This is a genomic window from Alishewanella sp. WH16-1 (assembly GCF_001441695.1).
Classification (GTDB): Bacteria; Pseudomonadota; Gammaproteobacteria; order Enterobacterales; family Alteromonadaceae; genus Alishewanella; species Alishewanella agri.
Window position 1 is genome coordinate 1 of record NZ_LCWL01000101.1, and the last position, 25,277, is coordinate 25,277.

The 25,277-nt window shown below is 52.5% G+C and carries 23 protein-coding genes and 3 tRNA genes; 4 read left to right on the forward strand and 22 right to left on the reverse strand.

All coding sequences use genetic code 11. The features are described 5' to 3' along the window. Positions 1 to 368 precede the first annotated feature (368 nt). From AAY72_RS09980 to AAY72_RS10035, 12 genes are all read right to left on the reverse strand, one after another. Positions 369 to 445, reverse strand: a tRNA-Arg gene (locus tag AAY72_RS09980). A 42-nt stretch (positions 446 to 487) separates the two neighbouring features. Continuing rightward, positions 488 to 564, reverse strand: a tRNA-Arg gene (locus tag AAY72_RS09985). 11 nt (positions 565 to 575) lie between these two features. Continuing rightward, positions 576 to 665, reverse strand: a tRNA-Ser gene (locus AAY72_RS09990). 161 nt (positions 666 to 826) lie between these two features. Continuing rightward, entirely contained in the window at positions 827 to 1,027 is a 201-nt protein-coding gene (gene csrA / locus AAY72_RS09995; RefSeq protein ID WP_008607295.1) for a carbon storage regulator CsrA, read from the reverse strand. 125 nt (positions 1,028 to 1,152) lie between these two features. Next, positions 1,153 to 3,774 (reverse strand): alanine--tRNA ligase, encoded by a 2,622-nt coding sequence (gene alaS / locus AAY72_RS10000; RefSeq protein ID WP_057787242.1) that lies wholly within the window; start codon positions 3,772 to 3,774, stop codon positions 1,153 to 1,155. 16 nt (positions 3,775 to 3,790) lie between these two features. Beyond that, positions 3,791 to 4,243, reverse strand: coding sequence for a regulatory protein RecX (locus AAY72_RS10005; RefSeq protein WP_008984345.1), 453 nt, complete (start codon positions 4,241 to 4,243; stop codon positions 3,791 to 3,793). Beyond that, positions 4,243 to 4,989 carry a hypothetical protein gene (locus AAY72_RS10010; RefSeq protein WP_057787244.1) on the reverse strand — a complete coding sequence of 249 codons (747 nt, stop codon included), beginning with the start codon at positions 4,987 to 4,989 and terminating at the stop codon, positions 4,243 to 4,245. Before AAY72_RS10010 ends, AAY72_RS10005 begins: the two co-directional genes overlap by 1 nt. A 126-nt stretch (positions 4,990 to 5,115) precedes the next feature. Further along, positions 5,116 to 7,737 (reverse strand): methionine synthase, encoded by a 2,622-nt coding sequence (gene metH, locus AAY72_RS10015; protein WP_057787246.1) that lies wholly within the window; start codon positions 7,735 to 7,737, stop codon positions 5,116 to 5,118. Then, a complete protein-coding gene (locus AAY72_RS16730; protein ID WP_057787248.1) occupies positions 7,737 to 8,804 on the reverse strand; it encodes a homocysteine S-methyltransferase family protein in 1,068 nt (355 codons plus the stop codon). The genes metH and AAY72_RS16730 overlap by 1 nt, the downstream gene beginning before the upstream one ends. Beyond that, positions 8,804 to 9,727, reverse strand: a complete 924-nt coding sequence (gene metA / locus AAY72_RS10025) for a homoserine O-succinyltransferase (protein WP_008607286.1) — start codon at positions 9,725 to 9,727, stop codon at positions 8,804 to 8,806. The genes AAY72_RS16730 and metA overlap by 1 nt, the downstream gene beginning before the upstream one ends. A 412-nt stretch (positions 9,728 to 10,139) precedes the next feature. Beyond that, the gene (gene recA, locus AAY72_RS10030) at positions 10,140 to 11,186 is read right to left on the reverse strand and encodes a recombinase RecA (RefSeq protein WP_008951319.1); all 1,047 of its coding nucleotides are present in this window, start codon (positions 11,184 to 11,186) and stop codon (positions 10,140 to 10,142) included. A gap of 57 nt (positions 11,187 to 11,243) precedes the next feature. Beyond that, positions 11,244 to 11,744 carry a CinA family protein gene (locus AAY72_RS10035; RefSeq protein ID WP_057787250.1) on the reverse strand — a complete coding sequence of 167 codons (501 nt, stop codon included), beginning with the start codon at positions 11,742 to 11,744 and terminating at the stop codon, positions 11,244 to 11,246. A 31-nt stretch (positions 11,745 to 11,775) separates the two neighbouring features. Here AAY72_RS10035 and mutS point away from each other — a divergent pair, with 31 nt between their 5' ends. From mutS to AAY72_RS10050, 3 genes are all read left to right on the forward strand, one after another. Next, entirely contained in the window at positions 11,776 to 14,337 is a 2,562-nt protein-coding gene (gene mutS / locus AAY72_RS10040; protein WP_057787252.1) for a DNA mismatch repair protein MutS, read from the forward strand. An 11-nt stretch (positions 14,338 to 14,348) separates the two neighbouring features. Next, entirely contained in the window at positions 14,349 to 15,524 is a 1,176-nt protein-coding gene (locus AAY72_RS10045; RefSeq protein WP_231728946.1) for a benzoate/H(+) symporter BenE family transporter, read from the forward strand. Between the two features lie 76 nt (positions 15,525 to 15,600). Then, the gene (locus AAY72_RS10050) at positions 15,601 to 16,836 is read left to right on the forward strand and encodes a dipeptidase (protein WP_057787256.1); all 1,236 of its coding nucleotides are present in this window, start codon (positions 15,601 to 15,603) and stop codon (positions 16,834 to 16,836) included. Positions 16,837 to 16,913: 77 nt separating this feature from the next. On the opposite strand, the gene rpoS is transcribed toward AAY72_RS10050, so the two are convergent. The 10 genes from rpoS to AAY72_RS10100 form a co-directional block, all read right to left on the reverse strand. After that, positions 16,914 to 17,903, reverse strand: coding sequence for an RNA polymerase sigma factor RpoS (rpoS, locus tag AAY72_RS10055; protein ID WP_057787409.1), 990 nt, complete (start codon positions 17,901 to 17,903; stop codon positions 16,914 to 16,916). 91 nt (positions 17,904 to 17,994) lie between these two features. Next, positions 17,995 to 18,834: a peptidoglycan DD-metalloendopeptidase family protein gene (locus tag AAY72_RS10060; protein WP_057787258.1), complete on the reverse strand. Its 840-nt coding sequence runs from the start codon at positions 18,832 to 18,834 to the stop codon at positions 17,995 to 17,997. An 18-nt stretch (positions 18,835 to 18,852) separates the two neighbouring features. Next, a complete protein-coding gene (locus AAY72_RS10065) occupies positions 18,853 to 19,764 on the reverse strand; it encodes a DUF368 domain-containing protein (protein ID WP_057787260.1) in 912 nt (303 codons plus the stop codon). A 25-nt stretch (positions 19,765 to 19,789) separates the two neighbouring features. Beyond that, positions 19,790 to 20,428: a protein-L-isoaspartate(D-aspartate) O-methyltransferase gene (locus tag AAY72_RS10070; protein WP_057787262.1), complete on the reverse strand. Its 639-nt coding sequence runs from the start codon at positions 20,426 to 20,428 to the stop codon at positions 19,790 to 19,792. A 1-nt stretch (position 20,429) separates the two neighbouring features. Then, the gene (gene surE / locus AAY72_RS10075; RefSeq protein ID WP_057787264.1) at positions 20,430 to 21,182 is read right to left on the reverse strand and encodes a 5'/3'-nucleotidase SurE; all 753 of its coding nucleotides are present in this window, start codon (positions 21,180 to 21,182) and stop codon (positions 20,430 to 20,432) included. Next, complete coding sequence (gene truD, locus AAY72_RS10080; protein WP_057787266.1) at positions 21,183 to 22,235, reverse strand: tRNA pseudouridine(13) synthase TruD; 1,053 nt, start codon at positions 22,233 to 22,235, stop codon at positions 21,183 to 21,185. After that, entirely contained in the window at positions 22,223 to 22,702 is a 480-nt protein-coding gene (gene ispF / locus AAY72_RS10085; RefSeq protein ID WP_008984360.1) for a 2-C-methyl-D-erythritol 2,4-cyclodiphosphate synthase, read from the reverse strand. Before ispF ends, truD begins: the two co-directional genes overlap by 13 nt. Beyond that, positions 22,702 to 23,394 (reverse strand): 2-C-methyl-D-erythritol 4-phosphate cytidylyltransferase, encoded by a 693-nt coding sequence (ispD, locus tag AAY72_RS10090; protein WP_008984361.1) that lies wholly within the window; start codon positions 23,392 to 23,394, stop codon positions 22,702 to 22,704. Before ispD ends, ispF begins: the two co-directional genes overlap by 1 nt. Then, positions 23,394 to 23,672, reverse strand: a complete 279-nt coding sequence (ftsB, locus tag AAY72_RS10095) for a cell division protein FtsB (RefSeq protein ID WP_008984362.1) — start codon at positions 23,670 to 23,672, stop codon at positions 23,394 to 23,396. Before ftsB ends, ispD begins: the two co-directional genes overlap by 1 nt. 60 nt (positions 23,673 to 23,732) lie before the next feature. Continuing rightward, entirely contained in the window at positions 23,733 to 24,383 is a 651-nt protein-coding gene (locus AAY72_RS10100; RefSeq protein WP_231728947.1) for a hypothetical protein, read from the reverse strand. A gap of 326 nt (positions 24,384 to 24,709) precedes the next feature. Between AAY72_RS10100 and AAY72_RS10105 the strand changes: the two genes are divergently transcribed. Beyond that, positions 24,710 to 25,222: a DUF1569 domain-containing protein gene (locus AAY72_RS10105; protein ID WP_057787269.1), complete on the forward strand. Its 513-nt coding sequence runs from the start codon at positions 24,710 to 24,712 to the stop codon at positions 25,220 to 25,222. Positions 25,223 to 25,277: the final 55 nt, after the last annotated feature.

Here is a 25,277-nt window from a genome sequence, read left to right on the forward strand (position 1 = left end):
ATTACTACCCAGCTAAGGGCGTTGCGCTGGTCTTGACGCTGCAAATGCTTATCATCTGGTTGGAAATAAAAAACCCACTTTGGTGTTAACCTTAGTGGGTTTCTTACGAATATGGCGGACGCGGGGATTGCAGGCGGCTATCCTGCCGCCTGCCCTGCGGGCCAGCTGTTGCTGTCCAAAATTGTTCCAGACAATTTTGTTTCAGGCGGCTATCCTGCCGCCTGCCCTGCGGGCCAGCTGTTGCTGTCCCAATTTGCTCCCGGCAAATTGGTCGAACCTAACGGAGGTCCTCACCTCCCGCTGGTTTAGCATGTCGTTTAAACGCAAAAACCCGCTGAGGTTTTCACCTTAGCGGGTCATTACGAATATGGCGGACGCGGGAGGATTCGAACCTCCGACCGCTCGGTTCGTAGCCGAGTACTCTATCCAGCTGAGCTACGCGTCCATAAACTTTGCATCTTACAATAACAGCGCTTCTTCTCTCGGATGGCGGACGCGGGAGGATTCGAACCTCCGACCGCTCGGTTCGTAGCCGAGTACTCTATCCAGCTGAGCTACGCGTCCATTCCGAGAAATGGCGGAGATGGAGGGATTCGAACCCTCGATAGAGTTTCCCCTATACACCCTTAGCAGGGGTGCGCCTTCAGCCACTCGGCCACATCTCCGCGCTGTGTTGCGGCGTGTATATTAATGTCTCAGGAAAATAAGTCAAACTATTTTTAGAACCGAAAAGTCTGTTTGCCGAGCTTTTAAGCAAATCGTTGCTTATTTGACTTAAAAGCGGCAAAAGTGCTGCTTTACGGGAAAAACCGGGAGGAGGCGAAGGTTACTCACCCTCGCTGAAATTACCGCCGTTAGTATCTTTTTCGGCCTGGATCCGCATATAAATTTCTTCGCGGTGTACAGAAATGTCTTTGGGTGCGTTGACACCGATTCGTACCTGATTACCTTTAACACCCAAAACGGTTACGGTAACTTCATCACCGATCATCAGGGTTTCACCCACTCGACGCGTCAGAATAAGCATGCGATTGCTCCTTTGCCTGTCACCACAGAGCTCTGTCTCTGTGCTGTTATTAGATTAGCGCTGAATCATAGCTCAGCGCCAGTGTATTTAAAACTTTTCTTATATCCGATTATACCGTTAACCGCTTACAGCCGCTCGCTAATATAGTCGAATGCCGCCTTTAATACGGCCGGCAGTGCTGCTGTATCGGTGCCGCCAGCTTGTGCCATATCAGGGCGGCCACCGCCTTTACCGCCGAGCTGACCCGCTGCCCAGCCAACCAATTGACCGGCATGTACCTTGGCAGTTAAATCACTGCTAACGCCAGCAATTAAACTGACTTTGTCATCATTTACGGTGGCCAGTAACACCACTGAGGAGCCAAGTTTGTTCTTCAGCTCATCCAGCAGAGTACGCAGTGCTTTGGGATCGGTTTGTTCCAGCTGTTGCACCAGCACCTTAACCTCACCCAGTTGCTGCACATTCGCCGTTAATGAAGCTCCGGCATAACTGGCCAACTTAGCCTTTAACTGCTCGATTTCTTTTTCCAGCTGCTTGCTGCGGTCCAGTGTTTGCTGTACCCGCTCAGCCAGACTAAAGGCATCACCTTTTAACAAGCTGGCAGCCTGGCTAATTTGCAGATCTAACTGCTGCAAGTACTGAATGGCGGCCGGGCCACTAACGGCTTCAATCCGCCGCACACCTGAGGCGATACCGCCTTCACTGACAATTTTAAAGAAACCAATGTCACCTGTGCGTTCGACGTGCGTACCGCCACAGAGTTCAATCGAGAAGTCGCCCATGCTCAGTACCCGCACTTCGTCGTCATACTTCTCGCCAAACAGCGCCATGGCGCCGGCTGCTTTCGCCGCTTCAATAGGCATTACGCGCGTCAGCAATGGCAGGTTCAGTTGGATTTGTTCGTTAACCATTTGCTCCAATTGCTGCAGCTCAGCAGGTTTTACCGCTTCAAAATGCGAAAAGTCAAAACGCAGCCGCTCCGGTCCAACCAGCGAGCCTTTCTGCGTGACGTGCTCGCCCAGTACTTTACGTAAGGCGGCATGCAATAAGTGCGTTGCCGAATGGTTTTTACGAATGGCATTACGCCGCGCTAGATCAATAGTCGCCTCAACCTGATCACCGACCTTGAGCTCGCTACTTGCTTCGACCTTATGGGCAAAGGCTTTGGCAATCTTTTGCGTATCCAGTACCGCCAACACCGCACCGTTCTGCAGTTTAAAGCTACCGGTGTCGCCAATCTGACCACCTGATTCGGCATAGAACGGTGTGCTATCCAGGATCACCAGGCCGGTTTCACCTGCGGCTAAGGTTTTTACCTGCTGACCGTCTTTGATAATTTCCTGTACTCTGGCATTACCAAAATGCTCGGTGTAACCGGTAAAGCTGGTCTGTACCGCTGATGTCAGTTGCTGGTTATAGTCCAGACCAAAGTTACTGGCTTGCTGCGCCCGCTTGCGCTGCTCTGCCATGGCGGCATCAAAACCCGCCTGATCAATGCTCAGGCCACGCTCACGCGCCACGTCATTGGTCAGGTCTACCGGGAAGCCGTAGGTATCGTACAGTTTAAATACCAGCGTGCCGGGAATTTCTGTGCCGACAAGACCCGACAGCTCTTCATCCAGAATTTGTAAGCCCCGCTCCAGCGTTTTGCCAAACTGTTCCTCTTCCTGTTGCAGTGCTTTTTCAATAATCGCCTGTTTCGCCCGCAGTTCAGGGTATGCATCACCCATTTCAGCAGCCAAAGCAGCGACTAACTTATAGAAAAAGGCGCCCTTGGCACCCAGCTTATTACCGTGACGCACAGCGCGGCGGATAATCCGGCGTAGTACATAACCACGACCTTCATTCGATGGCATCACACCATCGACAATTAAAAAGGCGCAGCTGCGAATATGGTCAGCCACCACCCGCAGCGATTTGTCTGTCAGATCGGTAGCACCGGTGGCTTCAGCCGCGGCTTTAATCAGCGCAACAAAGGTATCAATTTCGTAGTTGCTGTGTACGTGCTGCAAAATGGCTGCGATCCGCTCCAACCCCATACCGGTGTCGACACTGGGTTTTGGCAAGGGTTGCATTTCACCGCTGGCCAGGCGGTTAAACTGCATAAAGACGATATTCCAGATCTCGATAAAACGATCGCCATCTTCTTCCGCAGAGCCCGGCGGGCCACCCCAAATATGGTCGCCATGATCATAGAAAATTTCAGTACAAGGACCGCAAGGGCCGGTATCACCCATCGCCCAGAAGTTATCTGACGCATAAGGTGCGCCCTTATTGTCGCCAATGCGGATAATCCGATCGGCTGGCACGCCGATGTCGTTTTGCCAGATCGCGAAGGCTTCATCATCGGTGGCATAAACCGTAACCAGTAACCGCTCTCTCGGTAATTTCACCACTTCGGTCAGGAATTCCCAGGCATACCGAATCGCATCCTGTTTAAAATAATCACCAAAGCTGAAGTTGCCTAACATTTCAAAAAAGGTATGGTGACGGGCGGTATAACCGACGTTCTCTAAATCATTATGCTTACCACCGGCGCGCACGCAGCGCTGTGCGGAGACAGCACGACTGTAACTGCGCTGATCCTGGCCCAGAAACACGTCTTTAAACTGCACCATGCCAGCATTAGTAAATAACAGGGTGGCATCGTTGCCAGGGATTAACGAACTGCTCGGTACCACAGCGTGGCCTTTACCGGCGAAGAAATCAAGGAAGGCTTGCCTGATAGCGGCGGATGTCATGCTCATGAAAAATCCTGTTAAGTTAATCGGTTACATTAGTATCACTAAACACGGCCCGAATTTGCTCACTGCTAAAGCCGCGACGTTGCAAATAGGCCATACGCTTCATTTTTTCCTGATAATCACCAGGCGCCTTAGCGGCAAATTTCTTTTGGTAGCTTTGCCTGGCTAACTCCCACCAATCTATTTCAAGTTGTTCCGCCATGGCCGACACCTGTTCAGCGCTAAACTGATGTTGCCGGCATTCACGCAGAATAAACTGATAACCATAGCCTTGCTGGCTGCGATGGCGCAGTATCATCTCTAAAAACCGCAGCTCGTCCAGGTATCCTTGCTCTTGACACCATGCTAAGACGGCACTTTGCTCTGCTGCACTGGCACCCTTTTGTTGCAGTTTTCGGCTCAGTTCTGCCTTGCTGTGCTCGCGTCGGCTCAGCCAGTTTACCGCCGCTTTTTTAAACTCTGTCAACGCCATCAGACTTCCAGAACACCGTCCTGTTGCGGATTTAGCTTTAACGCAAATACTTCATTAAAGGATAAAAACCAGCTAATCATCAACAGTGGGATCACCACCACCAGAGCTAACAGCATCGTAGGTATACTAAGGATGATTAGGGCCACTGACAACAGCATAAAAATCAGCAGCGAGCTGATATTACGCCAGCACGCCAGCAGAGCGGCGCCCAGAATTATCAATAAGCGCTGCTCTTTCAGGAAAAACGCTATGGCAATAGCGTAACAGATCCACAGTTTAATAAAAAACACCGTTAGCAACAGCGCCATCACTTGCAAGGATAAACTACTATCCAGTTCGCGGGTTTCTTGTAATCGAATTACCGCTTCTGCGGTTTGGGATTGGAAAATCATCACCACCAGCGTAGTGACGACAAACTCACTAATCGAAATCAGGATCAGACTGCGCCGGCAGCTTGCATCTTTAAAGGCATGAAATAACCAACTCAGGTCAATTTTTTGCTGTTGTTGCACACCAGCGATAGCATGATAAAAACCAGCAGTAAAAAATGCACTGACCAGCACACCAATAATTAGGGTTATGCTGCTTAACGCTGCCAGATACGTCACCACGTAAGTCAGTAACAGCATTTGAATAAATAGCAGTGGGTACTGTTTGAAAATATCCCAAGCCTGCTTCAGCCAGTTGATAGCAGCCAGTGCCGGTACCCGGCGAATAATCAGTTTTATCTGAAACGGCTTTTCCACGCGAACTCCACTAAGACCACCGGCTTCACGCCGGTAAAAAGGCCCCTATCATACTGCAAAGCCAGTATAAAACGGAGCCTTTCTGCGTAAAAAATGCCTGTTGCAGCGGCATTAACGCTGCTGAATTTAGCGCAGATTCGGCGCCAGCCAGCTTTCGGCCTGTTGCTCGCTCCAGCCTTTGCGCTTTGCATAGTCCGCCAGCTGATCACGGTCGATTTTACTGACGGCAAAATATTTGCTGTCGGGATGGGCAAAGTACCAGCCACTGACCGCGGCGCCGGGCCACATGGCATAGCTTTCAGTAAGCTGCATCTGGATTTGTGCCGGCACGTCCAATAACTGAAATAAGGTACCTTTCTCAGTGTGCTCTGGGCAGGCCGGATAGCCGGGCGCGGGCCGAATGCCTTGATACAGCTCGCGGATCAGTTGTTCATTATCCAGCTGTTCATTGGCGGCATAACCCCAATATTCGCGCCGTACTTTTAAATGCAGATACTCTGCCAGCGCTTCGGCCAAACGATCGGCCAGCGCCTTGACCATAATGCTATTGTAATCATCATGTGCTGCCGCATACTGCGCCGCCAGCTCATCAGCACCGAAGCCGGTCGTCACCGCAAAGGCACCCACATAGTCCGCAATGCCGGAGCCAACAGGGGCAACAAAATCTGCCAGACTACAATTCGGCGCATTATTCCGTAGCGCCAGTTGCTGTCGCAGATTATGCAGGCGGCAGCGCTCGGTGGTGCGGCTGTCATCCTGGTAGATGATAATATCATCGCCATCACTGTTGGCCGGGAAAAAACCAAAGGCTGCTTTACCACTAATCAGGTTATCTTTGATCATCTGATCCAGTAGCGCATTGGCATCCTGATACACCTTCCGCGCTTCCAGCCCAACTTCAGCATGTTGCAAAATCGCCGGAAACTTGCCGGACAGCTGCCAGGTGAGGAAAAACGGTGTCCAGTCGATGTAGTCGCGCAGTACCTGTAAATCAACCTGCTGCCAGTAATGCACACCAGGCTGTTTCGGCGCCGGCGCGACTTTCGTTAAATCCAGCGGGAATTTATTTTGCCGTGCCTCGGCCAGACTTAGCATCCGCTCACCGGGCCGACTGCGCTGATGCTGCTCCACCGCAATACGGTATTCTTCTGCCACCCGGGCCAGATAGGCCGGTTTTTGTTCGGCACTGATCAGCGCCTGCACCACCGAGACGCTCCGCGAGGCATTGGGTACGTAGACCACGCCATGCGCATAATGCGGCGCGATCTTGACTGCGGTGTGCGCCTTGGATGTGGTCGCGCCGCCGATTAACAACGGAATGGTAAAACCGAGCCGGGTCATTTCTTTGGCAACATGCACCATTTCATCCAGCGACGGCGTAATGAGGCCAGATAAACCAATCACATCAACCTGTTGTTCTTTGGCTACGCGCAGGATCTCAGCGCAGGACACCATCACACCCAGATCGATCACTTCAAAGTTATTACACTGCAGCACCACCCCGACGATATTTTTGCCGATATCGTGCACATCGCCTTTTACCGTTGCCAGCAGGACTTTACCCTGCGCCCGGCCACCGGCTTTCTCCTGCTCAATATAGGGTTGCAGGTAAGCAACAGCTTTTTTCATCACCCGAGCTGACTTGACCACCTGCGGCAGAAACATCTTGCCTTCACCAAACAGATCACCGACGACGTTCATGCCATCCATCAGCGGGCCTTCAATCACATGCAGTGGCCGCTCTGCCTGCTGCCGGGCATCTTCGGTGTCCTGCTCGATAAAATCGGTAATGCCTTTTACCAGCGCATGCTCCAGCCGCTTATTTACCGGCAGGCTGCGCCAGGCATCGTCCACTTTCTCGGCGACACTGCCATCGCCTTTAAACTGCGCGGCAATCTCTAACAGGCGTTCGGTGGCATCCGGACGACGATTTAGAATCACATCCTCTACCCGCTCTCTTAGCAAGGGCGGGATATCGTCATACACCGCCAGCTGACCTGCATTAACGATGCCCATATCCATACCGGCCGCAATAGCATGGTATAGAAATACTGAGTGGATAGCTTCGCGAACTGGATCGTTACCACGAAACGAAAACGACACATTGGATACGCCGCCGGAAATCTTGGCATAAGGGCAAAGCCGCTTGATTTCACGGGTCGCCTCAATAAAGTCCACCGCGTAGTTGTTGTGCTCTTCAATACCGGTAGCCACCGCGAAAATATTGGGGTCAAAAATGATATCTTCAGGCGGAAAACCAATTTGCTCAGTCAGGATCTGATAAGCGCGTTGACAGATTTCAACTTTGCGGGCCTTGGTATCAGCTTGCCCCACCTCGTCAAACGCCATCACCACCACGGCCGCGCCATAGCGGCGCAACAACTTTGCCTGCTGTAAAAAGCTCGCTTCACCTTCTTTCAGCGAAATCGAGTTCACTACCGCCTTACCCTGAATACACTTTAGCGCCGCTTCAATCACGTCCCACTTCGAGGAGTCGACCATAATCGGCACCCGGGCGATATCCGGCTCTGCTGCCAACAGCGTTAAATAGCGCACCATGGCGGCCTTGCTGTCCAGCATCCCCTCATCCATATTGATGTCGATGATCTGGGCGCCGTTTTCAACCTGTTGCCGCGCCACGTCCAGCGCCGCTTCGAAATCGCCTTTTAAAATCAGTTTTTTAAATTTCGCCGAGCCGGTGACATTAGTCCGCTCGCCGATATTGATAAATCTTGCCTGCTGTTGCATTACCACTCCACCGCAAAGGCTTCTAGGCCGGCCAGATGAAAACTATGATCGGCCGCTTTTGGTTGCCGCGGCGGCGCATCTTTTACCGCCTCGGCAATGGCTTTAATATGCTCTGGCGTGGTACCACAGCAGCCACCGACGATATTTAAGAACCCCTGTTTGGCCCAATCAGCAATTTCTGCTGCCATCACCTCAGCGCCTAAATCGTATTCGCCAAACTCATTCGGCAAACCGGCATTCGGGTGCACCGAGACATAGGCTTCGGAAATGGTGGCCAGGGTTTCGACATAAGGACGCAGCAAATCCGGCCCCAGCGCACAATTCAGGCCAAAGGTCACCGGCTTGACATGCGCCAGCGAATAATAAAACGCTTCGGTCGTTTGGCCGGACAACGTGCGGCCCGAGGCATCGGTGATGGTACCCGAGATCATCACCGGTAACTCCAGCTGCAGCTCTTCAAACACCTCCAACACGGCAAAAGCTGCTGCCTTGGCATTCAGCGTATCGAAAATGGTTTCCAGCATAATAATATCGGCGCCACCTGCAATCAGCGCCCGGGTCGATTCCTTGTAAGCAAGCACTAACTCATCAAAGCTGACATTGCGAAATCCCGGATCGTTAACGTCTGGCGAAATCGAGGCAGTACGGTTAGTGGGTCCTAACACACCGGCGACAAAACGGGGTTTGTCGGGTTGCTGAGCTGTGACTTCGTCACAAACCCGCCGCGCCAGTGCCGCCGCCTCACGATTGATCCGCTCTGACAGGTGCGCCATCTGATAATCATGCATCGCAATGGTAGTGGCGTTAAAGGTATTGGTCTCAATAATGTCCGCCCCGGCCAACAAGTAGTGCCGGTGAATATCGGCAATGAGTTCCGGTTGAGTAAGGACTAACAAATCGTTGTTACCTTTGAGATCGCACGGCCAATCGGCGAATTCCGCGCCGCGATAACCGGCTTCATCCAGGCGGTGTTGTTGGATCATTGTGCCCATAGCGCCATCCAGCACCAAAATACGTGAGGCCAGCAGCTGGCGTAGTTGCTGTGGCGTTAAACGAAGCTTTGTCATTAACTGTTGCCTATCTGATTCAGGTCAAAGGGCGTAGCCTGGTAAACGTAATAGTTTAACCAGTTACTGAATAATAAAAAGGCGTGCGCCTGCCATAATTTCAGCGGCCCCTGGGCCGGATCATTATTCCGGTAGTAGTTCTCTGGCAAACGCGGCGCCAAACCGGCCGCCAGGTCACGTTGATACTCATCATCCAGCGTGGTCAGATCATATTCCGGATGCCCGGTAACAAAGATCCGGCTACCACTGCTGTTTTGCAGCAAATAGGCACCGGTGACATCGGCTTCAGCCAGGATATGCAAATCATCATGCTGTTGGTATTTTTGTTTTGGCACCTGCGCATAACGTGAATGTGGTACCAGAAATTGCTGGTCAAAGCCGCGTAGCAGCGGGCTAAACGGCTGTACTACGTCCTGCCAGTAAACTCCGGATAACTTTTCGCCGCGAATTTCCCGCTGTAAGCCGTAGTAATGATACAGCGCAGCATGGGCGGCCCAACATAAAAACAGCGTCGAGGTAACATGGGTATCCGCCCAGCGCAGGATCTCACCAAACTGCTGCCAGTAGGTGACATCTTCGTAATCGACCAGCCCCAGCGGCGCTCCGGTAATAATCAAACCATCATATTTCTGCCCCTGCACATCAGAAAAGTAACGATAGAAGCAGTTTAAATGGCTCTCTGGTGTATGTTTACTGACATGATCATCGATGCGGATCAGCTCAATATCCAGCTGCAGCGGGCTATTCGCTAATAAACGTAATAACTGAATTTCAGTCACAATTTTATTTGGCATTAAATTCAGAATCGCGATCCGTAATGGCCGGATATCCTGGGCTGCCGCCCGGCTCTCGGTCATTACAAAGACATTCTCTGCTGATAAAGCTTCTACTGCAGGTAACTGGTCAATCACTTTAATAGGCATAGCTGGCTCCGCCTGTGGCTAGCACCATACTGAACCTGAGTCTGGTTAGTCAGCTGGCGCCCCTGATAACTTCTATACGTTTAGACGTCTAAATAAGGCGTATTATGCCGTACTATGCCAGAAAAGCAACAGCCGTCTGTCGCAGCGGTGATGACTGCGGCCGGTAAGGGCCAGCGGCAACTGACCATTCCACTACCGAAACTTGAGGTATCAAAATCGTGTTGTGAGAGTGTTGAGTGTTGAGTGTTGAGTGTTGAGTGTTGAGTGTTGAGTGTTGAGTGTTGAGTAGAAGATGGGGACTTGCCTGGCGAGGGCGTAAAATCATTTTTGTTATTATTTGCGATTCACTTATAAAAAACTCCGGAGCTTTTCAGGTCCGGAGTTTTGTTGTTTTAATCAGATGCGGCAGAGCTTAAAGCTCTTCCGGCTCTGGTATATCCATCACATCGTCAGTAGCAACGGCTTCACCTGGTTTTAATAACAGCCGTGCCCGCAGCTCTTTCTCGATTTCATCCGCGATGGCGGTGTTTTCCTGCAGGAACTTCATCGCATTGGCTTTACCCTGACCAATCTTATTGCCCTGATAGGCGTACCAGGCGCCTGACTTATCGACTAAGCCTTGCTGTACGCCCAGGTCAATCAGCTCACCCAGTTTGTTGATACCGGCGCCATACTGAATAATAAACTCAGCTTGTTTGAATGGCGGAGCCACTTTGTTTTTTACCACCTTAACCCGGGTTTCGTTACCGGTAATTTCATCGCCTTCTTTTACCGAGCCAATACGACGGATATCTAAACGTACTGAGGCATAGAATTTCAGCGCATTACCACCGGTGGTGGTTTCCGGGTTACCAAACATTACACCGATCTTCATCCGGATCTGGTTGATAAAGATACACAGGGTATTGGAGCGTTTGATATTAGCAGTCAGTTTACGCAGTGCCTGTGACATTAAACGGGCCTGTAAACCCATATGGCTGTCACCCATGTCACCTTCAATTTCTGCTTTTGGCGTTAAGGCGGCGACCGAGTCCACAATCACCACGTCTACGGCGGCAGAACGCACCAACATGTCGCAGATCTCCAGCGCCTGCTCACCGGTATCTGGCTGAGAAACTAACAGCTTATCGACATCCACGCCTAATTTCTTCGCATACACCGGATCCAACGCATGTTCGGCATCAATAAAGGCGCAGGTTTTACCGCTACGCTGTGCTTCGGCAATCACCTGCAGCGTTAAGGTGGTTTTACCGGAGGACTCAGGACCATAAATTTCTACAATCCGGCCATAAGGTAAGCCGCCAATGCCCAGTGCAATATCCAGCCCCAGTGAGCCAGTGGATACCGCTTCAATATCCAGGGCCGTGCTGTCGCCCAGCCGCATAATAGAACCTTTACCGAACTGGCGTTCAATCTGGCTTAGTGCCGCACTTAATGCCTTTTGTTTGTTGTCGTCCATTGGTCGCTCCGGAAAAATTAGGTTAAGCCTTTAACAACTGTATGAGCATACAGTAGTCTAGTTTGTTGGGGCTGTCAATAACAAGATGCATTGTCTGAGCGCATGTTCAATCGCCTGCTGGCGGATTTGCTGCCGGTCGCCAGCAAAATGCAATTGCTGAGTGCTGACCGTCCCATCAATACTAAAACCGAAACAGACAGTACCGACCGGTTTCTTTGCCGTGCCACCGGTAGGGCCAGCAATGCCGGAGATGGCAATCGCAATGCTGGCGCCCGCCGCCTGGGCTGCGCCACTGGCCATCTCGGCTACCGTTTGCTCACTGACAGCGCCATATTGTAATAACGTTGCGCTGCGTACCCCTAACAATTGCTGCTTGGCTTTATTGCTATAGGTAACAAAGCTGCGGTCAACATAGGCCGAGCTGCCGGCTACTGCGGTCAGCCAGTAGGCAACCCCACCACCGGTGCAGGATTCTGCAGTGGTGATACTGGCTTTTTTCCGTAATAATAGCTGCCCTAGTTCAGTGGCAAGCGCTAAGCTTGTTGTTTCCGCTGTCATATTTGATCCAACAGGAAGTGTTAGCACCATTATGCCGTCAGACCAGAAACCGGAGCAAGCGTTAAGCAATCATACCCCGATGATGCAGCAATATCTGGCACTGAAAAGCCAGCATCCGCAGATCTTATTGTTTTACCGGATGGGTGATTTTTACGAACTATTTTATGAAGATGCGAAAAAGGCTGCCGCCCTGTTAGATATTTCGCTGACCAAACGCGGTCAAAGCGCCGGTGAACCGATCCCGATGGCCGGCGTGCCCTATCATGCCGTTGAAGGTTATCTGGCGCGTCTGGTGCAATTGGGTGAGTCGGTCGCCATTTGCGAACAGATCGGCGATCCGGCGACCAGCAAGGGACCGGTAGAGCGCAAGGTGGTGCGGATTGTTACCCCGGGCACCGTGACCGACGAGGCGTTACTGAATGAGCGGCAGGATAATTTACTCTGTGCCATCAGTGAAAGTCGCAGCCACTTTGGTCTGGCGCAACTGGATCTGACCAGCGGCCGTTTTTTGCTGAATCAGGTCAGTCATGCCGATGATTTGGCCGCCTTGCTGCAACGGCTGAATCCGGCGGAATTGCTCTATCCGGAAAATTTTAGTCTACCGCACCTGACCGAACGCAAAGGCGCCCGCCGCCGTCCGGTATGGGAGTTTGAACTGGCCAGTGCCGAGCGCTTACTGTGCCAGCAATTTGGTACCCGCGATCTACAAAGCTTTGGCGTGTTGGAAGCGCCGGTTGCGCTGATGGCCGCCGGCTGTTTGATGCAATATGTCAAAGATACCCAGCGCGCTCAGTTACCGCATTTACGCAGTATCGCACTGGAGCGGCCGGATGATTTTATCGTGCTGGATGCGGCCACCCGCCGCAATCTGGAATTAACCCATACCTTAAATGGGCAAACTGAACATACGCTGGCGGCTGTGCTGGATAAAACCCAGACTGCCATGGGCTCTCGCTTACTGAAGCGCTGGATCCATGCGCCGCTGCGTAACCACACTCAGCTTAATCAGCGGCTGGATGCGGTACAGGAACTGACAGAGGATTTTCAGGCGCTGCAGCCCTCACTAAAGCAAATCGGCGATATCGAGCGGATCCTGGCCCGGCTGGCCCTGCGCAGCGCCCGGCCCCGCGATTTTGCCCGGCTGCGCCAGGCGCTAACCGAGCTGCCAGAGCTACAGCAGCAGTTACTGCATGCCAACAGTCAGCTGCTACAGCAGCATCAGCAGGCCACCCTGCCGGTGCCGGAGCTAGCTGAATTATTACAACGCGCTATCGTCGAGTCACCACCAGTGCTGATCCGTGATGGCGGCGTCATTGCTTCGGGCTATGATGCCGAGCTTGATGAATGGCGGGCGCTGGCTGAAGGTGCCACCGACTACTTACAGCAACTGGAACTGCGCGAGCGTGAGCGTACCGGTATTAGTTCGTTAAAAGTCGGCTTTAACAAGATTCATGGTTTTTATATCGAAACCGGTCGCAGTGCTGATACCAGGGTGCCGCCGGAGTATGTGCGCCGGCAAACACTGAAAAATAATGAACGCTATATTATTCCGGAGCTAAAAGAATACGAAGATAAGGTACTGGGTAGCCAAAGCAAGGCACTGGCGCTGGAAAAACAGCTCTATGATGCGCTGTTTGACGCCGTGAGCCCCTATCTGGCGCAGCTGCAACAGCTGGCACAAGCCTTGTCTGAACTGGATGTGCTCTGCAGCTTTGCCGAGTGTGCGGTGCTGTATCAGTATTGCCGGCCGCTATTAACTGAGCAGATCGGTATTCAGCTGACCCAAGCGCGGCACCCGGTGGTGGAACGGGTGCTAAAGGCGCCCTTTATTGCCAATCCGTTGCAATTAGACGCCTCACGGCGGATGCTGATGATCACCGGCCCCAATATGGGCGGTAAATCAACCTATATGCGGCAAACCGCCCTGATTGCTCTAATGGCCGCCATCGGCAGCTTTGTGCCGGCAGAGCAGGCAGTAATTGGCCCTATGGATCGGATTTTCACCCGGATTGGTGCCTCTGATGATCTGGCGTCCGGCCGCTCGACCTTTATGGTGGAGATGACGGAAACCGCGACCATTCTGCATCATGCTACGGCACAAAGTCTGGTATTGATGGATGAAATTGGCCGTGGCACCAGTACCTATGATGGCCTGAGTCTGGCCTGGGCCTGTGCCGACTATCTGGCCAATCAACTGCAGGCGTTAACCCTGTTTGCTACCCATTATTTTGAACTGACCAGTCTGGCGCAGCAATTACCTGCCGTCGCTAATGTCCATCTGGATGCGGTTGAGCACGGTGATGGCATTGTATTTATGCATCATGTGCAGGAAGGCGCCGCCAGCAAGAGTTTTGGCCTGCAGGTCGCCCAGCTGGCCGGGGTGCCAAGACCGGTGATTCAACTGGCACGACAGAAACTGCGGCAGTTAGAACAAAACGGGCCAGCGACGACGCCTGAACCTGTGACCCAACTGGAATTACTGGCGCCGGAGCATCCGCTGCTGGCTCAGCTACGTCAGCTAAATCCGGATGAACTGAGTGCCCGCCAGGCGTTGGATTATCTGTATCAACTGAAACAACAGCTGGACATTTGATGAGCAGCAGAATGCGTCTTAATGATTGGAGCCTGTCGGCCGTGGTGGCCGGTTTTGTTGCGGTGCTGGTTGGCTTTGCCAGTTCAGTGGCGATTGTGTTTCAGGCCGCAGCAGCGGCCGGTGCCGACAACGCCGTGATGGCGTCCTGGCTGTTGGCATTGGGTATAGGGATGGCGCTGACCTGTATTGGTCTATCCTGGTATTACAAGGCTCCGGTGATTACCGCCTGGTCTACGCCAGGCGCCGCGCTGCTGGCCACCAGCCTGCAGGGTCTGACGCTGGCGGAAGCGACCGGGGTCTTTATCTTTACTGCATTACTTGGGCTACTCATTGGCCTAAGCGGCATGTTTGAACGCCTGACCCGGCTGATCCCACTGCCACTTGCCAGCGCCATGCTGGCCGGCATTCTGCTGCAATTTGGCTTTGCCATCTTTAGCAGTCTGCAACAGCAACTGCTGTTGGTCGGCGCCATGTGTTTAACCTACCTGCTTGCCAAAGCCCTGCTGCCACGGTACGCCATCCTGGCAGTATTAGGCTGTGGTTTACTGCTGGTTTGGCTCGGCGGTGAGCTCGACCTCTCCGCCGTCAAGCTGACACTGGCAACACCGGTATGGGTTACGCCGGCGTTTTCGCTATCGGCCTTGCTGGGGGTGGGCTTACCGCTGCTGCTGGTAACCATGGCGTCACAAAATATTCCCGGTGTCGCAGTGTTACGCGCCAGTGGTTACCAAACACCGGTCTCACCACTGATTAGCAGCACGGCGCTAAGCACGCTGCTATTGGCGCCGCTGGGCGCGTTTTCGATTAACCTGGCGGCCATAACTGCAGCAATCTGTAGTGGTAATGAAGCGCATCCCGACAGCAGCAAACGCTATATTGCCGGCATCGCTGCCGGGATCTTTTATCTGCTGTTTGGCCTCGCCGGCGCCACTGTGGTCGCGCTGTTTGCGGCCTTCCCTACTGAGATGGTGGCCGCGCTGGCCGGGCTGGCGCTGCTGGGCACCATAGCCGCTAACCTGCAAAGCTGTACTGCCGATGCTGAGTATCGGGAAGCCGCCGTAATTACCCTGCTGGTCACCGCATCCGGCGCCAGTTTGTTTGGCATTGCCTCAGCATTCTGGGGCTTAGTGGCCGGGGCCGTCACGGTCTTAATCCAACGCCTGACACGACGAACTGACGCCGGCTAAGGCTTGCTGTCAGAGCGGATTCCGCGCTAAGCTCCTGCCTCTCTGATCTTATCAATAACAACAAAAAGGATGCAGCATGCGCTTAGCGAAACTGGCCTCTCTGGTCTCCGCCCTCTTGCTCAGTGGTACTCTCAGTGGTACTGCCCTGGCACAAAGCAAAGTCGTGACCGAAGCGGAAGCCCGGGCTTTACATCAGCAAATTCTGACTATTGATACCCATGTCGATATCGGCCGTGGCTATGCGACGCACCTGCTCGATCCGGGTGGCTTTACCAAAGCCCAGGTCGATCTGCCCAAGATGCGTGCCGGCGGCCTGGATGCCGTGTTTCTGATCGTTTATGTCGGTCAGGGAGCCCTGACCCCGGAGGCTTATCAGCAAGCTGCCGCCACTGCCGAGAATAGCTATCAGGCCATAATGCGGATGATCCGTGCCTATCCACAGCAGGTTGGGCTGGCGAAAACGGCAGCCGAAGTTGAAGCCCTGCATGCAGCAGGCAAACGCATTGTGCTGCTGGGGATGGAGAATGCCTATCCGCTCGGCGACAGTGTCAAAGACGTCGCGAAATGGGCCGAGCGAGGCATCCGCTACGTTAGCTTTACCCATATCGGTCATAACCAATTTTCCGGCAGTTCTAACCCACGCGCAGATCTGAATGATGCAGCTGAAGATCCGGGCTTATCCGTCTTGGGCCGGCAACTCGTCGCTGAACTAAACCGCTATGGCATTCTGATTGACGTGTCGCACGTCGGTAAAAAGTCGATGCTCGAAGCCATTAAGCTGTCAAAGGCGCCGGTTATCGCCTCGCATTCCGGCGCCATGTCGGTACACGCTAACCTGCGTAATCTGGATGACGAACAACTCGATGCGATTAAAGCCAATGGCGGTGTCGCGCAGATGGTCGCCTTTCGCAGCTATGTAGCCGAGCTCGATCCGGGGCTCAATGCTGAAATTAGCAAACTGCGCGCAAAATACCTGCCAAACGGCTGGGCTAATGCCAACGAACAGGACCGCAATAGCTACGATACCGAACTGGCCAGCCTGCGTAAGCAGTTCCCGGATGTCACTGTCGCGCAGTTTGTCGATCATATTGACTATAGTGTGCAGCGCCTCGGCATCGAACATGTTGGCATTGCCTCGGATTTTGATGGCGGTGGCGGTGTACAGGGCTGGGAAGATGCCAGCGAAACCCTAAATGTGACCTGGGAGCTGATGCGCCGTGGCTATACCAAAGCACAAATCGAAGCGCTCTGGGGTGGTAATGTGTTGCGGATCTTACGTCAGGCCGAGCAGGTTGCCGCAAAACGTCAATAGTAGCGCGGTCCTGCGGGATGTGTTAATAAACGGAAACGCTCCTACCAGGGGCGTTTTGTTATTCGTGGAATAAGCGCTTATTCCTGAAACAGCGTCTCGATATTTAACCCCTGGTGGGTGACGATTTCCCGCAACCGACGCAGCGCCTCAACCTGAATTTGCCGCACCCGCTCCCGGGTCAGGCCAATTTCATGCCCCACATCTTCCAAAGTCGAGGGTTCATAGCCCAGCAAGCCAAAGCGTCGTGCCAGTACTTCGCGCTGTTTTGGGTTTAACTCCTGCAACCAGATCACCAGATGCTGGCGGATATCCTGATCCTGTAATTCCAGCTCGGGTCCCAGTTCCTTTTCATCGGCTAGTACATCCAATAACTGCTTTTCGGAAGCACCGGCAACCGGCGTATCGACCGAAGCGATTTTTTCATTTAACTTTAGCATCTTACGTACTTCTTCTACCGGCTTATCCAGCGCAGCAGCGATTTCTTCCGGCGTCGGCTCGTGATCCAGCTTTTGTGATAATTCGCGAGCAGCGCGCAGATAAATATTGAGCTCTTTAACCACATGGATCGGTAAGCGGATGGTACGCGTTTGGTTCATTATCGCGCGTTCGATGGTCTGGCGGATCCACCAGGTGGCGTAAGTCGAAAACCGAAAACCGCGCTCGGGGTCGAATTTTTCTACCGCGCGGATTAAGCCAAGGTTGCCCTCTTCAATCAGATCCAACAAGGCTAAACCACGGTTGATATAGCGACGGGCAATTTTCACCACCAGCCGCAGGTTACTCTCAATCATCCGCTTTCTGGCGGCCTGATCGCCCTTTAAGGCCAAGCGGGCAAAGTAGACTTCTTCTTCGGCACTTAACAGTGGCGAGAAGCCGATTTCACCGAGGTAAATTTGCGTGGCATCCAGCGTTTTCTGGCTGTCATCCCGCACGAAGATTTCATCACTTACCGTCTCATCGGCCGAGAGCTCCAGCAATTCCGGGTCCAGATCCTCATCAACCAGCAGCGCATCGTCTGCTAACTCGTCTTCTTTGAAGTCTGTCAGATCATTGTCTTTTGTCGTCATATCCATTCTCCCCGTACCTAAGGCGCTCTAACCGAGCATGGGCGCATCCCAGCCTGCTGTTACCATTATTATTATTTTAATTTTTTGTGTATTATTTAGGCAAATAACGTAACGGGTCAACTGATTTTCCACGAAAACGAATTTCAAAATGCAAACGGGTAGATGCTGCATCGGTATCGCCCATCTCGGCAATCTGTTGCCCGGCTTTCACTTCCTGGCGCTCTTTGACCAATAATCTTTTGTTGTGTGCATAAGCGCTTAAATAATCATCATTATGCTTAATAATGACCAGGTTGCCGTAGCCGCGAAGTGCACTGCCGGCATACACCACCTGGCCATCTGCCGCCGCATTCACTCTGCTGCCATCACGACCACCAATCTGTACGCCTTTAACGCCATTTTCCGCAGTCGAGAACCGTGCCAGTAGCGGCCCTCTTATCGGCCAGTGCCAATGCACTTTATGCGCTGCGGCACTCACTGCAGGTTCAGCTGGCTGGTTATTTACTGCTTGACCATAACCCTTTTGCTGATTAGCTGCAACTGATTTAGCTCGGGTCGGATTACTGGTATTATTACCCGCCAGCGCAGTACCTGAACGGACTACTGGGTTACCAGCATGAGGTTGTAAGCGAATGACCTGACCCGGATAAATGATATAGGGAGCCCGGATATTATTCCGGGTGGCCAGGGTGCGATAATCTTGCCCAGCACGAAAAGCTATCGAATATAAAGTATCGCCACGCTGCACAATATACTGATTGCCGCTTAGCTCGGCCTGTTGTCTTTGCGCGATCTGTTGTTTGCGAAGTTCAAGCGTGGTAACGGGCGCCGGTGCAGAACGACCGGCGCAAGCGGTAAGGACAATCAGACACAATAACAGTGCTATCCGGCTGATCCAGAGCGAAACAGACAGACTTTGGCACGGTGTCATGCAAGCGGCAGCGATAGTTTACTCCTTATTGCTGGCTGCGGTCCTTTTATCCGGGGAAGCGGAACCTCCGAGGATTTTTTCCAGATTAAGCAGGGCCAGCATAACAAAAACTGCTGCAATAAAACTGATTACCGATAGCATCAAATCATGTTGCCCGAATTTTTCCGCAAAACCGGCTGGGGTGTATATAACATTCTCATCACGCCACGGCCACATTTTATAGACTGAGCCTACTACAATACCAGTTAGAAATGCCACACTCACATCGTGATAATGTTTAAGCAACCAGTTTAAAAATCTGGAGAAGCTTAAAATCCCCACCACACAACCACTGGCAAATAAAAACAAAATCGCGATATCCAGTTCTTTCACCGCCAGAATAACCGGTGCGTACATGCCAACGATTAATAGAATAAAGCTCCCTGAGATACCAGGCAGAATCATGGCACAGATCGCGACTGCGCCGGCGACAAAAAACATCCACAATTCGGGCGTAAAGCTAACCGGGGTGAGTAAGCCCATCGACAAAGCGACTAAAATACCAATTCCAAACAGCCCGACGCGGGGCAGTGACCATTTCACTACCTTAAACAAAGGGGGTAAAGCAGCCAATATCAGACCATTAAAAAATGCCCATAAAGGTACCGGACGATACTCCAATAACCAGCTAATCAGGGTTGCCAGCGAGAAAATGCTGAGCAAAATCCCCCCCACCAGACAACAGAGAAAACTGCCATCAATCTGCTGCCAGAATGCCCGCCACTGGCCACGGCTGAATAAACGCAGAGCAGTTAAGTTAATGCCGCTGATAGCCGCCAATAACCGCTCGTAAATCCCTAAAATAAATGCCAGAGTACCACCGGAAACGCCGGGTACTACATCCGCAGCCCCCATGGCCATGCCTTTTATAATCCATTGTAAATACTGCATACTGCCTCATCTTGGTTAAAATAATTCACGCCAACTCACCCGGAACCAGGGGAACAAAACGCACGGTCTCGATATCCTGACTGTGAAACTCATCCGCCTGCCGCTGATAGACCCGCAGCACCTGCTGCTCAGCGCCGACCGGAATTACCAGGCGGCCACCTTCAGACAGTTGTTGTAACAACGCTTGGGGAACGTCGGAGGGTGCAGCAGTCACGATAATGCTGTCAAAAGGCCCCTTACTGGGCCAACCTTGCCAGCCATCACCATGTTTCATTGACACGTTATGCAAATCCAATTGCTGCAATCGGCGTTTCGCCTGAAATTGTAGCGCTTTAATCCGCTCGACGGAACAAACATGCTTAAATAAACGTGCCAGAATCGCTGTCTGATAACCAGAGCCAGTGCCAATCTCAAGTACTGTGCCGCTGCTATTACCCTGTAATAACAAGGCTGTCATTCTGGCAACAATATAAGGCTGCGAGATGGTCTGACCCTGACCAATCGGCAAGGCGGTATTTTCATAGGCTTTATGCGCCAGCACCGGTTCAACGAACAAATGGCGCGGCGTTTGCGCTATCGCGGCCAGCACACTGCTATCAGTGATGCCTTCAGCCTGTAACTTTTGAGCCAGTATTTGCGCACTACGCGTAGTCACTACCGCCATATTACAACTTAATCCCTGTCAACCAGTTCGCCAGCGTCTCCATACTTTTATAAGCAGACATATCGACATGCAGCGGCGTAATCGAGGCATAACCATTGGCAACGGCATAAAAATCCGTACCTTCACCGGCATCCAATTCAGGCCCTAGCGAGCCATACCAATAGATTTTACGCCCCCAGGGATCGGTGGTGCTGGTCATGGTCTCAGCTTTATGGCGGCGTCCCAGCCGGGTCACCTGAATACCTTTTAATTCAGTTAACGGAATAGCCGGCACATTAATATTTAAGATCTGATCTGCAGGTAGTGGATGCGACTTTAGTTTTTGAATCACCTGCACAGTAACATGAGCGGCGGTAGCGAAATGCTGTTCATCGCGTCCGGCCAGTGACACCGCAATCGCTGGTAAGCCCAGGTGCCGCCCTTCGGTCGCTGCAGCCACCGTACCGGAGTAGAGCACGTCATCGCCGAGATTAGCACCATGGTTAATACCCGCCACCACTAAATCCGGCGTAAAATCCAGCAGCTGACTGATAGCCAGATGCACGCAATCCGTTGGCGTGCCATTGACGGCGATAAAACCGTTTTCCAACAGCTGGGTTCGCAGTGGATTAAGTAACGTCAGTGAGTTGGAAGCACCACTGCAATTACGATCCGGCCCCACTGTGGTCACCTCTGCAATCGCCATCAAGGCTTGCTGCAACACCTGGATCCCCTTGGCATTAACGCCATCATCATTACTTAACAAAATTCGCATCTAACACTCCATTTGCGCGATATCGCGTGCAGCATCCCGATAATTCACCAGCTCCCGCAAAACACTGGTCGCAAAGCAACCCGCTGGCAGTGCAAAACTCAGCTGCACGGTATCACCGTCAGTTGCAACGGTCAGTTGTTCTGGCAGCAGTCGCATACTGCGGCGCCCGGCTTGCACTCTGAGCAGCTGCAACGCCTGTTGCCAGCTCTGCCACGGCTGCAGCACCCGCTGTTCAAAAGCAGCGGCCTCGGCTTGCACCATCTCCTTGCCTAAGCCTACCAAAGGCGCCGTTAAATGGATATCCCGCCCGGCGAGACGTTGTTGTAGTTCAGGCGTCACCGTATCCAGCGTAAAGATCGAACCGGAACCATTCAACTGCACGACATCACCGCTTAGCAGCTGATCAAATAACTGCTCGCTGATCCGGGCCGCTATCACCTGATTAAACAAAAAAGACCGGCTGGCAGATAACGCCAGACCACGAATCTGTCGATCCGGGATACTTTCACCGCCAAATAAGCGCTCGGCTAATGCCAGATTACCGCCGTTGATACCAAAGCGTTGCTCACCATAATAATTCGGTACCCCCTGCGCCAGCAAAGGCACCCTGTCCAGTAAAGCCGAAAGCTCAGTCACCCGGCGTAGTCTGAGCGTAAAATGATTCCGCTTTAAGGCCCCTAACCGTAACTTACGGTAATGCCGCACCACCTGTAAAATCTGCGCCCCTTCCAACTGCCAGCTTTGCCAGTCCAGGGCTTGTTTAATCGGCCATTTAAAGCAAAACCATTGCCGGGTGACGGCATGCCGATCTTTTAAGCCGGCATAGCTGATATCCCGCACTCTTAACCCCGTTAAACGCGCGAGCTCGCGGGCGATAAACTGGGTATTCTGTCCGGTCTTCTCGATTTGCAGTAACAGGTGTTCACCGCTGCCACTGGGTTCGAAATTCAGCTGTTCATCAACCTGAAAATCAGCCGCTTGCACCCGGATCTCGGCCGTGGCTAGTGGTTTACCATACAGGTAAGCCAGTTCAGGAACCGTTACTCCCGACACAGCAACACCACGGCTTCAGCAGCGATACCTTCTTTGCGACCGACAAAGCCCAGTTTTTCCGTGGTGGTCGCCTTGACGTTAACCTGGCTCACCTCACATTGTAAGTCGGCAGCAATCAGTTGTCGCATTGCCAGAATATGCGGTGCCAGCTTCGGCGCCTGCGCCATCACGGTCAAATCCAGGTTACCGATGCGATAACCGCGCTGCTGTACCTCAGTAAAGACCCGTCGCAATAGAATTCGGCTATCGATACCTTTAAAGGCGGCATCGGTGTCTGGAAAATGATGGCCAATATCACCCAGCGCCAATGCACCGAGTAAGGCATCAGCCAGGGCATGTAATACCACATCACCATCCGAATGCGCGACTAAGCCCTGTGGGTAATCGATTTTTACACCACCCAGGGTCACCGGGCCATCCCCACCAAACGCATGCACATCAAAACCATGGCCAATTCGGATAGTCATTAACGATTTTGCTCCAGATAAAAAGCGGCCAGTTGCAAATCAGCTGGCCGGGTAATTTTCAAATTGTCACTGTGGCCTTCAACCAATAACACCGACTGCTGTGCCCACTCCATCGCCGAGGCTTCATCGGTTACGGCGACACCTGCCGCCAGCGCACCGCCAATCGCAGCAGTTAACAGCGCGGTTGGGAAAAACTGCGGTGTTAGTGCGTGCCAGAGATCCGTGCGATCGACAGTATGTTGTACCTGTTGCTGCCCCCGCTTCATCGTGTCCCGTACTGGTGTTGCCAGTATTCCGCCATGGCCGGCAGCCAGGCAGCGCTCAATTAGCAGTTGGATATCGGCCCGGCGTACCAACGGACGTGCGGCGTCATGCACCAGCACCCAGGGATAACGTACAGCATCGATATGTTGCAGCGCATTAAGTACTGAATGCACCCGCTCAGCCCCGCCTTCTACCCGGATAATCCGCGGGTCGGTTAAACCTGTTGCAGCGAAATAAGGATCGTCGGCACTCAGTGCCAGATAAAGTTGGCCAACACTTTCCAGACTTAATAGCGGCTGGACGCTATGTTCCAGCACTGTTTTACCATGTAAGCGTAAGTATTGTTTGGGTTTGTCAGCCTGCATCCGCTGGCCGACACCTGCGGCGGGGATCACTGCTGCTATCGCCGGGAAAGCCTGTACTGCCATTAAGGGTCCTGTGGAATTATCCGGAAAAACACTTCATCTTCGGCGATCAGACCAAGTTCATTGCGCGCCCGCTCTTCAATCGCTTCCAATCCTTGTCGTAAGTCATTGACGTCAGCCAGTAACATCCGGTTGCGCTTAATCAATTCCTGATTACTGGCCTGCTGGGTGGCGATTTCATCCTGCTGTCGCAAATAATCGGTAATACTCAGCTGGCCGAACCAGAGCCGGTATTGTAGTGCTGCCAGCAGCAACAATAGAAACAGAATAAGTATTCTCATGCGTCAGTTCTTTGCTTGGTCTGTGGCTATTATGCCGCCTGTCAGGGCGACTGCAAAGCCTTATATCTTGTTACTGTGTGGTCGGGCAAAGTTACGCCAGTTCAGGCGGCTGGCTAATAATAACTCGCGCAGCGTCAGCAATCGCGGCTCGGTTTTGCGGCGATTCAGCCACTGGTGGCCACAACAGGCGGCGGTCATCATGGTTTTATCCGGCTTGAGTAAAAAACAGTGGCTATTTTCCGCCTGCAGCGGCATACCACTGTAACTAAACCAACCTGACTGATTACAATGCAACCGCTGTTGTTCCGGATCGACTTCATCAACGCTATCCAGCCTAATCTGTTCCAGCGTTTTATCTTCGACATACACCGGCACAATTAAGCCGGGCTTGGCGGCTTTATGGTAGAAACGGACTATCGGCTCAGCTTGCTGTTTATTCGCCGGACATTGACTTAACTGCCGGCCATACCAGGAGGCATTCTGACTATCCAGCTGTAGCTCGTGTTGGTATCGTACTATACTGCTGGCAGCCCGCCTGATATAGAAGGGTAAACTGGCCAGGCGCTTTGGTAAGCTGGCAAGCTCCGCCGGCGTAATTTGTGACAGCCGCAGCAATTCGCGCTCATATAAAGCGTTACAGAGTTCAGTATAAGTCTGGTTATCCGGACTTACTTGCCAAAAATGTGGCTGGGCATCGGGTGTCATGGTCATAGCTGCGATGTTAGCCAATCGCTCAATTTTTGTAAAAGCCTAAATCGGTAAAATATCGCCGCTAAGTACGGGTTTTTGCTGAGCGCCTTGCATTAACCGAAACGGCTGCTGACCATTATCCAATAGCGCGCTGGTCAGCTGCGCTTGTCCGGGCAGATAAATGGCCGGCTAAGGTGCCAATAGCAGCGCCTTGTTGCGGACGCCCGCAGGCCGTAACAAGGCCCGGCGATAACTTTGCCATAATGAAAGATTCTCAGACACGATACTGGACGACTCCCACAGAAAAGGCTAGTTTAACGGCCTGAACCCTTTTTGCCAAAAGCTGCATGAATCGACGTCAATTTCTTACCGCGGCTGCCTGGACCCCGATCGTGGTGGTACTTGGCGCCAAACTTACCGCGACCATCCGGCCCTATCCGTTACAGCACTTACTGACACAATTACGGGCGCTGAAGCCTGACGCCTTGCGAAGTTCGGGCAGTTGGACTGTCAGCGAGATTTTGCAGCACTGCGCCCAGAGTATCCGCTATTCGATCAGCGGTTACCCGCAAGCCTATTCCGCGTTATTCCAAAATACTGCCGGCAAACTGGCACTCAATTTATTTGCTGCGACCGGCAGTATGCATCACCCACTGGATCAACCCATACCTGGCGCGCCGGCGTTAATCCCGGAACTACCGAATGATGTGGCACTGCATGAGCTGACTTTTGAGCTGCAACAATTTATCAACTGGCAAGGCCCGCTAGCACCGCATTTTGCCTATGGTAGCCTGACTAAGGCACAATATTACAGTGTGCACTATTTGCACTTGCAAAGTCATTTGGCGGAGATTAGCTGAACCCGGCTCTGACTTTTGCTAAACTAGCGTCTGCCTGGGGACGACCCCAGTGCAT

Bases quoted from the DNA above. Each gene is read 5' to 3' on its own strand.
- ftsB (WP_008984362.1), bottom strand. From the start codon at position 23,672: ATGAGAATACTTATTCTGTTTCTATTGTTGCTGCTGGCAGCACTACAA.
- rpoS (WP_057787409.1), bottom strand. From the start codon at position 17,903: ATGACGACAAAAGACAATGATCTGACAGACTTCAAAGAAGACGAGTTA.
- csrA (WP_008607295.1), bottom strand. From the start codon at position 1,027: ATGCTTATTCTGACGCGTCGAGTGGGTGAAACCCTGATGATCGGTGAT.
- AAY72_RS10065 (WP_057787260.1), bottom strand. From the start codon at position 19,764: ATGCAGTATTTACAATGGATTATAAAAGGCATGGCCATGGGGGCTGCG.
- AAY72_RS10070 (WP_057787262.1), bottom strand. From the start codon at position 20,428: ATGGCGGTAGTGACTACGCGTAGTGCGCAAATACTGGCTCAAAAGTTA.
- metA (WP_008607286.1), bottom strand. From the start codon at position 9,727: ATGCCTATTAAAGTGATTGACCAGTTACCTGCAGTAGAAGCTTTATCA.
- AAY72_RS10060 (WP_057787258.1), bottom strand. From the start codon at position 18,834: ATGACACCGTGCCAAAGTCTGTCTGTTTCGCTCTGGATCAGCCGGATA.
- ispD (WP_008984361.1), bottom strand. From the start codon at position 23,394: ATGGCAGTACAGGCTTTCCCGGCGATAGCAGCAGTGATCCCCGCCGCA.
- AAY72_RS10035 (WP_057787250.1), bottom strand. From the start codon at position 11,744: ATGACAGCGGAAACAACAAGCTTAGCGCTTGCCACTGAACTAGGGCAG.
- alaS (WP_057787242.1), bottom strand. From the start codon at position 3,774: ATGAGCATGACATCCGCCGCTATCAGGCAAGCCTTCCTTGATTTCTTC.
- AAY72_RS10005 (WP_008984345.1), bottom strand. From the start codon at position 4,243: ATGGCGTTGACAGAGTTTAAAAAAGCGGCGGTAAACTGGCTGAGCCGA.
- mutS (WP_057787252.1), top strand. From the start codon at position 11,776: ATGCCGTCAGACCAGAAACCGGAGCAAGCGTTAAGCAATCATACCCCG.
- AAY72_RS10045 (WP_231728946.1), top strand. From the start codon at position 14,349: ATGCGTCTTAATGATTGGAGCCTGTCGGCCGTGGTGGCCGGTTTTGTT.
- ispF (WP_008984360.1), bottom strand. From the start codon at position 22,702: ATGACTATCCGAATTGGCCATGGTTTTGATGTGCATGCGTTTGGTGGG.
- AAY72_RS16730 (WP_057787248.1), bottom strand. From the start codon at position 8,804: ATGACAAAGCTTCGTTTAACGCCACAGCAACTACGCCAGCTGCTGGCC.
- metH (WP_057787246.1), bottom strand. From the start codon at position 7,737: ATGCAACAGCAGGCAAGATTTATCAATATCGGCGAGCGGACTAATGTC.
- AAY72_RS10050 (WP_057787256.1), top strand. From the start codon at position 15,601: ATGCGCTTAGCGAAACTGGCCTCTCTGGTCTCCGCCCTCTTGCTCAGT.
- AAY72_RS10105 (WP_057787269.1), top strand. From the start codon at position 24,710: ATGAATCGACGTCAATTTCTTACCGCGGCTGCCTGGACCCCGATCGTG.
- AAY72_RS10100 (WP_231728947.1), bottom strand. From the start codon at position 24,383: ATGACCATGACACCCGATGCCCAGCCACATTTTTGGCAAGTAAGTCCG.
- surE (WP_057787264.1), bottom strand. From the start codon at position 21,182: ATGCGAATTTTGTTAAGTAATGATGATGGCGTTAATGCCAAGGGGATC.
- recA (WP_008951319.1), bottom strand. From the start codon at position 11,186: ATGGACGACAACAAACAAAAGGCATTAAGTGCGGCACTAAGCCAGATT.